The following is a 12,582-nucleotide window of genomic DNA, read 5'->3' as shown; positions in this document are numbered from 1 at the left end:
CACATCTCGTCCATGGGCAGCACCAACGGAACACCCCCGCGTCGGCGGGGAGAACACCAGGCATTGGGTGGAAAGGGCCTGCGTAACCGGAACACCCCCGCGTCGGCGGGGAGAACGCTGCCCTGTCCTCCACATTCGGAGCATGGCACGGAACACCCCCGCGTCGGCGGGGAGAACACGGGAAATCCGTCCTGTTCCGCGAGTACCTGCGCAACACCCCCGCGTCGGCGGGGAGAATGCCGGGTCCGCGTTCGAAAAAATCGTCGGCGACGGAACACCCCCGCGTCGGCGGGGAGAACGGGCGAGCCCTCGACAACTACGAGGCAGAGGACGGAACACCCCCGCGTCGGCGGAGAGAACAGCATGGCGCGGACGTGGGAGGCAGGGGCGGGCGGAACACCCCCGCGTCGGCGGGGAGAACCATTCGGTTTGTACCTCTCCCTGAACACGTCGCGGAACACCCCCGCGTCGGCGGGGAGAACACGAGCGGGCCACCAAGGGCTCCCGGATGCTCACGGAACACCCCCGCGTCGGCGGGGAGAACGCCACGGCGATCAGTCCCGCCGTCAATGACGTTGGAACACCCCCGCGTCGGCGGGGAGAACATGGTCACGGTCACGGAAGGAAAGCCCGTCTCCGGAACACCCCCGCGTCGGCGGGGAGAACCTCACGGTCGGTCAGAGCATCACCCGGATCGACGGAACACCCCCGCGTCGGCGGGGAGAACATGCGGGTGCCGGCCTCGATCAGGCGGCGGAGCGGAACACCCCCGCGTCGGCGGGGAGAACATCAGGCGCGGCGGGATGTGCTTCATGGTCACCGGAACACCCCCGCGTCGGCGGGGAGAACGTGTTCGCGTTCACGTGTCCTCCTTCCGGGGCCGGAACACCCCCGCGTCGGCGGGGAGAACGGACGTCCACGTACTCCAGCCATGCCGGTGATCGGAACACCCCCGCGTCGGCGGGGAGAACAGTGGTTCCCCACCCCTGTCCATCCTCGTCACCGGAACACCCCCGCGTCGGCGGGGAGAACGCGGCTGTACGGACCCATGGGGAGTGGTTCGACGGAACACCCCCGCGTCGGCGGGGAGAACCCCGCCGTGCCACATGCCGGGCCGGAGGATGTCGGAACACCCCCGCGTCGGCGGGGAGAACTCCGGGCCGAGGCGCACATCGGGACCCGCTTGCGGAACACCCCCGCGTCGGCGGGGAGAACCACCAGCCCCTCCCCACCGTAGCCAGCCAATGCGGAACACCCCCGCGTCGGCGGGGAGAACCTACCTCCCGGAGGCACCACCCGGGGTCGGTTCGGAACACCCCCGCGTCGGCGGGGAGAACACTTCGTGACCTGGCCTTCAGCGGTCGCTTTGCGCCTTCTTTGCTGATCTCGACTGCGCTGGGGCTGCCGGTTGCTGTACCACGACAGGACTGTAGCTGGTTGCGTTCTTTGGGAACTGTCAGTGGCTCGTGGTTGGGTCGTCGAGGCATGGGTGTTTGAAGGCGGGAGGGATTGAAGTGATGGCCGAGCCAGCTGTGGAAGTGGATGAGTCGGCATGGGGTAAGGCGCGTGGTCTCGACCCGGCGCTCCCGCCGTATCCGTTGGTGCGACATCTGCTGGACGCTGCGGCCATGGCGTTGTTTTTGTGGGATCGGTACCTCTCGGAGAGCCAACGGCGTTCCATCGCTGCTGGGTTGGGGATGGGAGACGATCTCGGTCGGGCACGGGCGGTGGCAGCGTTGTGCGCTGGGCTGCACGACGTGGGGAAACTGTCGGGCTTCCAGCTGTGTGACGTGCGTGCCCGTGATCGGCTGAGTGACGCACTTCGCCGGGATCAGGGGCGCATTGGAGTAGAGCGGATGCCGCATGAGGTGGCGGGGATGCACGCTGCTGCGGCGGTCCTGGCTGCCTTGGGACTTCAGGACGGCGATGGCTCTGTGAACGGGGCGGTGCGTCGGGTGGCGGAGATCATCGGCGGGCACCATGGCCGGTTCCACGAGTTCGTGGACCTGCACCCAGGGAACGCGGATCTGCTAGGCGGTGTGACCTGGGCGAGGCAGCGGGAGGCGCACGCCGGGGTGGTGTTCGAGACGCTGGGGGCGCCGGAGCTGCCGGAACGGGTGGATGCGCCGGCGGCGGTGTTGGTGACCGGCTTGGTGATTTTGGCGGACTGGCTGGTCAGCCAGGAGAGTTACCTGCGGTCGAGGCAGCGGGATTTGAGCCCGTCGCTGACCACCCATTTCGAGCGGTCCTGTATGGATGCCGAGGGGTTGGTGCGTGAGGCGGGGCTGCTGCCGGTGGAGCTGGAACGCAAGGACTTCGCCGAGGCGTATGGGATCGCGGGGGAACCGAATCCGCTGCAGCGGTCGGTGGCGGAGGAGCTCCCTGTCGGAGTCGACCGTGGACGCCAGGGGGGTGATGGGCGGCGTGGCGGCATTCTGCTGGTGACTGCGGCGCCTGGGGACGGCAAGAGCGAAGCAGCTCTGGAGGCGGAGCGTGTGCTGGCCGACCGGTTCGGGACGCGTGGGTTCGCGTTCTTGCTGCCGACGATGGCGACCAGTGACCAGATGTACTTGCGGGTGGCGGGTGTTGTGGCTCGGCAGGCTGAGGAGGAGGCCGGGCTGACGCTCACGCACAGTATGGCTTGGCTGAACAGCGCCTACGCGGAGGACGAGTCGGGTGGGCTGCGGGTATTGACGTGTGAAGGGGAGGAAGAGGGTGCGGACGGCCGAACGCGGCGCGAGGTGGACATGCGTCCGCGGCGCTGGCTGCGCGGCGCCAAACGGCCGCTGCTGGCCCAGTTCGCGGTAGGCACGGTGGATCAGGCGCTGATGGCGGCGTTGCCGGTACGGCACAACGCGCTGCGGCTGCTGGCATTGTCCGGCAAGACGTTCATCTTGGACGAGGCGCACGCTTACGACCCGTACATGCAGGTGTTGTTGGGCCGGTTGCTGAACTGGCTTGGCTGGTATGGGGTGCCGGTGGTGTTGCTGTCGGCGACGCTGCCCGCGTCGGTGAGCGACCGGTTGATCAAGGAGTACTTGAAGGGGGCCGGGCTGTCGAAGCGGGAACTGAGGGACCGCACCTTCAAAGCCCCGTATCCAGGTTGGCTGTATGTGGACGCGGCGAATGGGGAGTGCACCCGGATTTCGGACGTGCGGCAAAAGGAGCAGGCTGCCGCGCGTCGTATGGAGCTTGCCGTGCAGGTGGAACCGGTCCTCCACGGCACGGCAGGCGGCGAGCGGAACCGGTTGGCGGTGATCGAGCGGCTTCTGGAACCCCTGGCCGGGGACGCCGGCGGATGCGCGCTGGTGGTGTGCAACACCGTGGCAGAAGCCCAGCAGACCTACCACCGACTGCGCACGTTCCTACAAGCCCGCGGGCAGAATGCGGATGAGGTGCAGTTGCTTCACGCCCGTTTCCCCGGCGACGACCGCGAGCAACGCACCCAGAGCGTCACTGCTGGGCTGGGACGTCCCGGACCCCGGCCACTTCGCCGGATCGTGGTGGCGACCCAGGTCGTCGAACAGTCACTCGACCTGGATGCGGACGTGGTGATCAGTGATCTGGCCCCGCTGGCGCTGCTGCTGCAGCGGGCGGGCCGCTGCTGGCGACACGAGGCGTGGTGGGCCGAGCACGGGCGCCCGCATGGCCGCAGCCGGCCAGCTTGGGCGATGCAGCCCCGGCTGATCGTGCTGGACCCGTTGGCCACTGGCCGGGGCGTGCCGGGCCAGTGGGGCGAGGTGTATGACGAGTTCCCACTCCGCGCGACCTCCGAGGTGCTGGCGCGGCGGGGAGCGGAGCCCATCATGATCCCGGAGGATGTGCAGGGTCTTGTCGAAGAGGTGCACGGCGACCGGGCGGACCGGTTCGACTGGGATGACCCGTCGAAGTCCGCGGCCTACACCGCCTACCGGGGCAAGGAGCTGGCGGAGAGGAGTGTCGGGGGCGTCGTCGTCATTCCTCGGACAGGAAGTGTGCCGGGGCTGCACAAGCTGCACCACCTGCACGGTGCTGAGGAGGAGTGGGAAGCGGCGACCCGGCTCGGCGCCGACGCCGTGCGCCTGCTGTGCGTCTACGTGCACGACAACGGCACCACCACCCTGGACCCGGAAGGTATCTGCCCGTTGCCGGGGTTGGATAGTTCCCTTACGCCCACGGATGTGCGGGCAGCGATGGGGCGCACCATCCCGGTCAACGCGGAATGGTTCCAGGGGGAACGGGAGGCGCACCGCACTCCGGACCAGTGGGCCGAACACCCCTTGCTCGGCGACCTGGTGATGCTGCGGCAGTCGATGGTCGACGGCCAGGCGAGGCCCGTCCGAGTCGGCGTCAAAAGCTTGCATCTGGATGCGGAGCTGGGGCTGGTCAGACAATGACGGATTTGCCCCCCCGGGCGACGATCCCCCACCTGTACCGGGCGCCGAATTCTCACCGGCAGACCTCAACACGCCTAATTCGAAGACAATTTCGGGTTTTTGGCTTCGGGTCAGCGTTGTCAGTGGTGCCTGATTCACTGTGCTCAGGGCTTCGCTCTTCACCGCGAGCGTGAAGTACGGGGCTTGGTCATGTCGTCGTGCAGCGAGGCGACCAGGACAGATGACAAATAGGGAGGGACGTATGGCCGATGGGTTCGACCTGCGGGACGAGCCGTGGATCCCGGTCCGGTTAGCGACGGGGGAAGCCACGCGCGTGGGTCTGCGGGGGCTGTTTCATCAGGCGCACGAGATCGTGGACCTGGAGTTACCCGTGCCGCCGGCGGCGTCTGGGCTGCTACGCATCCTCGCGGCGATGACCGCACGCATTGCCCGGGACGATCACGGTGTGCCCCTAGGTGACGAGGATGCGGCGGAAGAGGTTGTCACGTGGCTGGAGGTCCGTGACCGGGTCCTGGACCGCGGCCGGTTCGGCTCTCAGGCTGTGGACGCCTACTTCGATGACGAAGTGCAGCCGGGCCGCTTCGACTTGTTCGATCCGGTACGGCCCTTCTTGCAGGATCCGCGCCTAGCCGTGGAGTGTGTGGATGGGCGCGGTCACCCCAATCCGTCGGGGGTGAACAAACTGGTCTTCGGGCGCCCCACTGGGGTCAACGGTGCTGTGCTGTTCGGGCACTTCACGGACAGTAAGCCAGTGGCATTGCCGGCGGCCGAGGCGGCGTGGCACCTGATTGCCCAGCTCTATTACGGCCCGGCCGGGCAGTGCACCCCGCGCCGGATCACCGAGGTGAAGCCCGGCAACGGCGATGCGGGACCGCTGCGCAAAGCAGTCTCGTATCACCCCTGGGGGCCGGACCTGTTCGCCAGCCTCGTGCTGGGCATCCCGGTGCCGGACGACGCCACCGACGCGGACGAGGGGGACGAGTGTCCCTGGGAAGGAGCGGATCTACCTGATCCGCTCGGGCCGCCCGCTGCACCGACATGGCCGGGACGGCTGCTGACCGGCCGGTTTCGGCACGCCGTGCTGCTGGTGCCGTCGACGGACCGCAGCGAGGTCATCGACGCCTACATCACCTGGTCCACCCACGAGCCCCGGCAGACGGCACGCGACCCGTACCTCGTCCTCGACCGGGACAAAGAAGGGCACTTGCAGGCGCGTGAGGCAGAAGGTGCACGGGCGTTGTGGCGGGACGTGGACGCACTGCTGCTGAAGGACACCAGCCACCGGTCGCTGCGGCCGCACAGCCTCAACAGTCTGCCGCCGCGGCTGCGCCCCCACCTGTCGGTCCGGGCGTACGGGTTCGACCAGGACGGCCAGCAGAAGGACACCACCTGGTTTGAGGCCACCACCCCGCCCATCCTGCAGTGGCAGGAGGAGGCTGATGCCCGGATGGCTCGCCATATGGCCCGCTGCCACCGGGCCGCTGAGGACGTCGGCTCCCGCCTGGAATACGCCGCACGCCTCGCCTGGAAACTTGCCACCGACACCAGCGCCGCTTCTGCGACCAAGGTCAAGCTCGATGGCAAAAAGCCCGGCCCATGGGCCACAGCGGCGATGAGCCGCTACTGGCCCGCAGCTGAGCGGGAGTTCTGGCGTCTGGCAGACCCCGCCCGGTGCGACACACCGCCGCTGGCGCCGTTGGTGAAAGCTGCTCTGGCGGCGCTTGACGACGCCATCGGCCCGGTCAACCGCGCCGACATCCGGGTGGCCCGCGCCCGTACCCGCGCCCGTTCGGCCGTCCGCGCCCTCCTGCGCGCCGCTGCGTAGCCACCACCTCACCGTTTTCAGGGATGTGCCATGACTTCCACCTCCGCGCAAACGGCGGCGGCTGCTCCCATTCAGCCGCGAGCCTCAGACACATTCGTCGCCTACGTCCTGTCGCTGTGCGAGAACAAGCGGGTCCAGTCAGACCTCCGCACTGGTCTGAGCCTGCGCGTCGAACGCTGCAACTACCTGCACCGTTACCTCGTACGGCGCCTTGCGGACCGCCTGCACGCCGACGCCAAGCGTGCCCACTATGCGGTGGCCGCGCTCATCGCTGCCCGTCCCCGATCTGCCCGTGAGGCTGATGCGGAGCGTGCCGGTCAGGTGGAGGCCGTGCGGGAGTGGCGCGCGCGGCCGAATCTGGGAGCCAGTGTGGCCGCCGCGGTGAACGCCGGCGTCATCAAGCCCGATTCGGCCGAAGGCGACCTGCACCTGTTCAGCCGTCAAAGCAGCGACGCCCTCCATGTGCGGCTGCCTGCGCTGACCCGGCACCTGCAATCCGGCGGTATTGCCCTGGACTGGGCGGTCCTGCTGGAGGACCTCACCTGGTGGGACCGCAACCGCGACCGCATCGCGACCCGCTGGCTGGAGAGCTACTTCCGCACCCTCAACCACGCCGATGACGGCGATGGCACCGACGCCGCTTCGACCGCCACAACCGACTTGCACGAGGAGAACATCTGATGTCCCTGTTCCTGGACCTGTCCGCCACCCAGTCGGTGCCGGCCGCCAACCTCAACCGGGATGATCTCGGCTCGCCCAAGACCGTCCGCTACGGCAACGCACCTCGCATTCGGGTCTCCAGCCAGTCCTGGAAGCGGGTGATCCGCCACGGCGTCGAGCAGGACCTCGGTGAGAAAGCCGCCCGTACCCGCCTGGTGCCGGTCAAGGTCCGCGAAGCCCTCAAGCGCGCCGGATGGCCCGCCGACCTCGCCGACTTCGCGGGCGCTCAGGTCGCCGCCAGCGCCGGCAAGAAGGGCATCGGCACGGAGAAGGACGGCCACACCTCGGTCTTGCTCTTCCTGCCCGAAAGCGGACTGGAGGAACTCGTCGCCATCTGTGTCGAGCACCGCGACAGCCTGGAGAAGAACGCCGACAAGAAGAAGCCCGGCCAGGTGCTCCCGGCCGACCGCATCGAGGAGATCCTCAAGCGCCGCACCGCCTCGATCAGTCTGCTGGGCCGCATGCTCGCCGAACTGCCCGGCGCCAACGTCGACGGCGCCGCCCAGGTCGCCCACGCCTTCACCACCCACGCCGCCGAGCCGCAGCGCGACTACTTCACCGCCGTCGACGACTGGCTCGGTGAGGCCGACACCGGCAGCGGCCACCTGGACACCAGCGAGTTCAGCGCCGGCGTCTTCTACCGCTACGCCACCGTCAACATCACCGACCTGCTCACCAACCTCGACGGCGACGACAAGGCGGCCCGCACCGTGCTGGGATCCTTCGCCGAGCACTTCCTGCTATCCCTGCCCCAAGCGAAGAAGAACAGCACCGCCCCGCACACCGTGCCCGACCTCGCCCACCTCGCCGTCCGCACCCAACGCCCCCTCTCCCTGGCCGCAGCCTTCGAAACACCCGTCAAGCACAGCGACGGCGGCTTCGCCCGCGCCTCACGAGCGGCCCTCGCGGCATACGCGCACGACCTCAACCGCCTCACAGGTAACCGCCACCGCCCCTTCCACGGCCACGCCGCCCTCGCCGACGACACCGTGGACCTGACCCCCCTCGGCCCGGCCTACGACTCCTTCTACGACCTCATCGACGCCGCCGTGGACGCCGCCCTGCCCACCACCGGGGAGCAGGCGTGACCGGGCTGCTGCTGCGACTGGCCGGCCCCCTGCAGTCCTGGGGCGAACGCTCGATGTTCACCGCGGACCGGGACACCGCGCCGTTCCCCACCCGCTCCGCGCTCATCGGCATGTTCGCGGCAGCACAGGGCATCACCCGACACGACACGGCAGCCCTGCATCGGTATGCCGCACTGGAGTTCACCGTCCGCATCGACCGGCCCGGCGTCCGCCTCATCGACTACCACACCGTGGGAGGCGGCCAGCCCAAAGAGAAAACCGCCGCCACCAGCGGCGGCAGCCACAAGGGCACCGCGGTCGTAACCCGCCGCCACTACCTGGCCGACGCAGTGTTCGTCATCGCCGTCTCTGGCCCCGACCAGGCCACCGCCGACCTGGCCACAGCCCTACACCAGCCACACTGGGCGCCGTACCTGGGCCGACGCTCCTGCACCCCCGACGAACCCCTCCTGCTGCGCACCAATGTGACAGACCCGGTCGACGAACTGCTCCACCATGTGCCGCTCAGCCCGGACCCGGAACGACCCGCCCCACAAGACGGCACTGTCCCGGTCACCTTCCTGTGGGAGCGCGCGCCCACCTCTCCCGCACCGGGTGCCGACACCCTCACCGTCCACGACGTTCCGCACAGCTTCGCACCCCACGACCGCAGCCACGGGAAACGCCGCCTCCACCGCACGGTGGAAAGGCTCCCCACCTCACTGGCGGTCGGCTCTCACCCCCTGCACCAACGACTGATCGACTACGCCACAAAGAAGGTTCCCGCATGAGTCTTGGCGCGGCACTCGCCCGCATCCACCTCAACCCCCACAGCCGCGACGTCCAGCGAGACCTACGCGACGCCACCCAGATGCACCGCACCCTCATGCGCATGGCCCCCGACGGCCTCGGCCAGAGCCCTCGCCAGACGGCAGGGCTGCTCTACCGCCTCGACGAGACCGACACCACCAGCACCCTCCTCGTACAGGCCACCACCCTTGACCCCGCACGCCTGCCCGACGAATACGGGCACGCCAACGTCAAAGACCTGACCCCGATGTTCAATGCCCTCAAAAAGGGAATCTCGGTCCGCTACCGCATCGTCCTCAACCCAACCAAACGCGAACGCCTCCCCCTGGAACAGAAAAACAAACGCGGCAAGATCATCCCGCTCTCTGGCCAAGACGCCGACCGGTGGTGGACACGCCGCGCCGCCGACGCCGGCCTACACATCCACTCCCTGCTCCCCACCCCAGTCACAGCTGTACGGCCCCGAGCCAAAGAAGCCCCACCCATGCGACACAACCTGCTGCGCTACGACGGAACCGCCACCGTCACCGACCCCGACGCCCTCACGCACGCCGTGCTGACAGGCATCGGACGCGCAAAACCCTACGGTGCCGGCCTGCTCAGTCTCGCCCCGGCGGCCGCTGCGTGAGCACACCCCACGGGGGTGGCGAGGCCCGCAAGCGACTCGCCGCCCCCACCCTCGCCATGCTCCCGCGCATCGCGGACTCCCTGTCCTTCCTCTACCTCGACAAAGTCCGCATCGTCCAAGACGACACCGGCGTCTGCGCCCAGATCCAAACCGACGAAAACCGCACCGACACCGTCTACATCCCCACCGCCGCGCTCACTTGCCTTCTCCTCGGCCCCGGCGTGTCCATCACCACCCGCGCCCTATCCACCCTCGCCCGACACGGAACCAGCGTGGTGTGCACCGGCGCAGGCGGCGTCCGCACCTACGCCGGCATCCTCCCCGACTCCCTCACCACCCACTGGCTCGAACAACAAGTGACCGCCTGGTCCGACCCACACCAGCGACTGGCCACCGCCACCCGCATGTACGAAATGCGCTTCGGCGACGACACCGTCCCCGACGGCACAACCCTCGCCCAACTACGAGGCATGGAAGGCCAACGCATGAAGGCCCTCTACAAACTCCTCGCCCAGCAACACGGAATCGGCCGCTTCCGACGCAACTACCACCCCGACCAATGGCACCAGCAAGACCCAGTCAACCTCGCCCTGTCCGCAGCCAACACCTGCCTGTACGGCATCATCCACGCCGCGCTGCTGGCCCTGGGCTGCTCACCAGCCCTCGGCTTCGTCCACACCGGCAAACAGCACGCCTTCGTCTACGACATCGCCGACCTCTACAAAGCCGAAACAACCCTCCCCGTCGCCTTTTCCCTTCACCAATCAACCAACCCAGAAAAGGAAGCCCGAAGAAAGTTCCGTGAGGAACTCCGCCTCATCCGCCTGCTACCCCGCGTCATCCGCGACATCCAATCGCTTCTCACACCTGGTGCCGTCACCGACGACGACCGCCCTGAGCGCCATGATGTCCAACTGGTCCATCTCTGGGATCCGAAGGCTGGCGTCCTGCCCGCTGGAGTGAACTACGCCCCTGACGGAGGATGACGTGGCCTCCATGCTCGTCATCGCGACTACCGCAGTGCCAGACCATCTCCGTGGTGCCCTCAGCCGATGGACCACTGAAGTCGTACCGGGCATCTTCGTCGGCACCGTCTCCGCCCGCGTCCGCGACCAGCTTTGGGACGCTGTCACAAACGTCGTAGGTGACGGGGCTGCCGTTCTTGTGCACCCGGCACCGACTGAACAGGGCTATGTCATTCTCACCGCCGGCACCCGCCGACGCGTCCCCATCGACTTCGAAGGGCTCACCCTCATGCAGATGACAGGGACTCCGCAGCGGCCAACAAAAGCAAAGAACGAGGAAAGCCGGAGATAATCCGCAGGTCACGAAGTGTGCTCCCCGCCGACGCGGGGGTGTTCCAGCTGTCTTCGGGGCCCCGCAGGAGCGGCTTTGGTGCTCCCCGCCGACGCGGGGGTGTTCCGATCCGCCTATGCCTGAGTGCCGGCCCAGGCTAGTGCTCCCCGCCGACGCGGGGGTGTTCCGTTGGCGCCGGAGCGGGCGGCGGTGTTGGCGGAGTGCTCCCCGCCGACGCGGGGGTGTTCCGTCGACGTGGACGTTCAGGTCGGCCAGGGGCTCGTGCTCCCCGCCGACGCGGGGGTGTTCCGTTGGCGCCGGAGCGGGCGGCGGTGTTGGCGGAGTGCTCCCCGCCGACGCGGGGGTGTTCCGTCGACGTGGACGTTCAGGTCGGCCAGGGGCTCGTGCTCCCCGCCGACGCGGGGGTGTTCCGATCGAGTGCCTTGGCAGTGCCTCCGGGAAGCCGTGCTCCCCGCCGACGCGGGGGTGTTCCGCTGAGCGCGGAGCGGGCGGCGGTGCTGGCGGAGTGCTCCCCGCCGACGCGGGGGTGTTCCGTCCAACGCGAGGACGAACGCGCCACGGAAGGCGTGCTCCCCGCCGACGCGGGGGTGTTCCGTCTGTCGACCACTTGAGGACGGTGGACCCGCTGTGCTCCCCGCCGACGCGGGGGTGTTCCGACGGCCGCATCGGCCCGGGGGAGGGTGAGCAGGTGCTCCCCGCCGACGCGGGGGTGTTCCGAACCCGGACCGGATCGTCATGGTGGACGAGGGGTGCTCCCCGCCGACGCGGGGGTGTTCCGTACGACGAGGACGGCAAACTGGTGCCGGTGTCGTGCTCCCCGCCGACGCGGGGGTGTTCCGCGCTTGGCATTACGGAAACCAATCCGGTAGCGGTGCTCCCCGCCGACGCGGGGGTGTTCCGGAGAGGAACGACCCGTGAACATCATCGTCGCAGTGCTCCCCGCCGACGCGGGGGTGTTCCGCTCGGACTTTAAGGCTCGCCATGATCGCTTGGGTGCTCCCCGCCGACGCGGGGGTGTTCCGGCCAAGGGGTTCGTCGAGCGAAGCGGCATGGTGTGCTCCCCGCCGACGCGGGGGTGTTCCGGCCAGGACGTCGGCCTTGTCGGCGGTGGAGTAGTGCTCCCCGCCGACGCGGGGGTGTTCCGACCGCGACCGAGGGTGAGCGCACCCCGGTCGTGGTGCTCCCCGCCGACGCGGGGGTGTTCCGATGGCGCCGGCCGCGCTGTCCCCGGCTATCCGGTGCTCCCCGCCGACGCGGGGGTGTTCCGGGCGGTGGAGGAGGACTACCGGGCGCTGCGGAGTGCTCCCCGCCGACGCGGGGGTGTTCCGGCCCTCTCTTGGGCCCGCAGCACTGCTCACAAGTGCTCCCCGCCGACGCGGGGGTGTTCCGTGACCCGAGGCGGCCGGAAGAGCACCCATACGGTGCTCCCCGCCGACGCGGGGGTGTTCCTTCACCTGAGCCTTTGCGGATTTCGGCGCGGGCGTGCTCCCCGCCGACGCGGGGGTGTTCCGTGACGTCCATGGGGGTGGGGACGGGGTCGTGAGTGCTCCCCGCCGACGCGGGGGTGTTCCGGCGGCAGGCAAGACGGACAAGCGGCGGATGCTGTGCTCCCCGCCGACGCGGGGGTGTTCCGAATACCGCCCGCCTCATGCCGGCCACCGACGGGTGCTCCCCGCTGACGCGGGGGTGTTCCGATGGCCGTATACGAGGTCACCGGCGACGAGTGGTGCTCCCCGCCGACGCGGGGGTGTTCCGGCATGGCGAACACGACGCCCGTAGACCCGGGTGTGCTCCCCGCCGACGCGGGGGTGTTCCGCCGGGCAACGACCGCGAGCTTGC

Annotated in this window: 8 protein-coding genes and 2 CRISPR repeat arrays (2 of these 10 cut by a window edge); all 8 genes read left to right on the top strand. The window is 68.9% G+C overall.

Annotated features, from left to right (window positions below):
* Nucleotides 1-1,337: a CRISPR direct-repeat array (repeat unit 29 nt; unit sequence CGGAACACCCCCGCGTCGGCGGGGAGAAC) (it extends 97 nt beyond the left edge of the window).
* A gap of 180 nt (nt 1,338-1,517) precedes the next feature.
* The 8 genes from cas3 to cas2e all read left to right on the top strand — a co-directional run bounded on the left by cas3 (nt 1,518) and on the right by cas2e (nt 10,743).
* Nucleotides 1,518-4,376 carry a CRISPR-associated helicase Cas3' gene (cas3, locus tag ACO1BR_RS24800; protein ID WP_426797299.1) on the top strand — a complete coding sequence of 953 codons (2,859 nt, stop codon included), beginning with the start codon at nt 1,518-1,520 and terminating at the stop codon, nt 4,374-4,376.
* 241 nt (nt 4,377-4,617) lie between these two features.
* Nucleotides 4,618-6,201 carry a type I-E CRISPR-associated protein Cse1/CasA gene (gene casA / locus ACO1BR_RS24795; protein ID WP_426797298.1) on the top strand — a complete coding sequence of 528 codons (1,584 nt, stop codon included), beginning with the start codon at nt 4,618-4,620 and terminating at the stop codon, nt 6,199-6,201.
* A gap of 30 nt (nt 6,202-6,231) precedes the next feature.
* The gene (casB, locus tag ACO1BR_RS24790) at nt 6,232-6,882 is read left to right on the top strand and encodes a type I-E CRISPR-associated protein Cse2/CasB (protein ID WP_426797297.1); all 651 of its coding nucleotides are present in this window, start codon (nt 6,232-6,234) and stop codon (nt 6,880-6,882) included.
* Nucleotides 6,882-8,009 (top strand): type I-E CRISPR-associated protein Cas7/Cse4/CasC, encoded by a 1,128-nt coding sequence (gene cas7e, locus ACO1BR_RS24785; RefSeq protein WP_426797296.1) that lies wholly within the window; start codon nt 6,882-6,884, stop codon nt 8,007-8,009. Before casB ends, cas7e begins: the two co-directional genes overlap by 1 nt.
* Nucleotides 8,006-8,779, top strand: coding sequence for a type I-E CRISPR-associated protein Cas5/CasD (cas5e, locus tag ACO1BR_RS24780; protein ID WP_426797295.1), 774 nt, complete (start codon nt 8,006-8,008; stop codon nt 8,777-8,779). The genes cas7e and cas5e overlap by 4 nt, the downstream gene beginning before the upstream one ends.
* Complete coding sequence (gene cas6e / locus ACO1BR_RS24775) at nt 8,776-9,426, top strand: type I-E CRISPR-associated protein Cas6/Cse3/CasE (protein WP_426797294.1); 651 nt, start codon at nt 8,776-8,778, stop codon at nt 9,424-9,426. Before cas5e ends, cas6e begins: the two co-directional genes overlap by 4 nt.
* A 56-nt stretch (nt 9,427-9,482) precedes the next feature.
* Nucleotides 9,483-10,412, top strand: coding sequence for a type I-E CRISPR-associated endonuclease Cas1e (gene cas1e, locus ACO1BR_RS24770; protein WP_426797379.1), 930 nt, complete (start codon nt 9,483-9,485; stop codon nt 10,410-10,412).
* A gap of 1 nt (nt 10,413) precedes the next feature.
* Nucleotides 10,414-10,743: a type I-E CRISPR-associated endoribonuclease Cas2e gene (gene cas2e, locus ACO1BR_RS24765; RefSeq protein ID WP_426797293.1), complete on the top strand. Its 330-nt coding sequence runs from the start codon at nt 10,414-10,416 to the stop codon at nt 10,741-10,743.
* Nucleotides 10,744-10,760: 17 nt separating this feature from the next.
* Nucleotides 10,761-12,582: a CRISPR direct-repeat array (repeat unit 29 nt; unit sequence GTGCTCCCCGCCGACGCGGGGGTGTTCCG); it runs 38 nt beyond the window's last position.

This window comes from Streptomyces sp. YGL11-2 (genome assembly GCF_050054615.1).
GTDB lineage: Bacteria > Actinomycetota > Actinomycetes > Streptomycetales > Streptomycetaceae > Streptomyces.
This window is presented reverse-complemented; position numbering and strand designations above follow the sequence as displayed.

Coding starts and splice junctions, on each gene's coding strand:
- cas3 (WP_426797299.1), top strand. CDS start 1,518: ATGGCCGAGCCAGCTGTGGAAGTGGATGAGTCGGCATGGGGTAAGGCG.
- casB (WP_426797297.1), top strand. CDS start 6,232: ATGACTTCCACCTCCGCGCAAACGGCGGCGGCTGCTCCCATTCAGCCG.
- cas7e (WP_426797296.1), top strand. CDS start 6,882: ATGTCCCTGTTCCTGGACCTGTCCGCCACCCAGTCGGTGCCGGCCGCC.
- casA (WP_426797298.1), top strand. CDS start 4,618: ATGGCCGATGGGTTCGACCTGCGGGACGAGCCGTGGATCCCGGTCCGG.
- cas6e (WP_426797294.1), top strand. CDS start 8,776: ATGAGTCTTGGCGCGGCACTCGCCCGCATCCACCTCAACCCCCACAGC.
- cas1e (WP_426797379.1), top strand. CDS start 9,483: ATGCTCCCGCGCATCGCGGACTCCCTGTCCTTCCTCTACCTCGACAAA.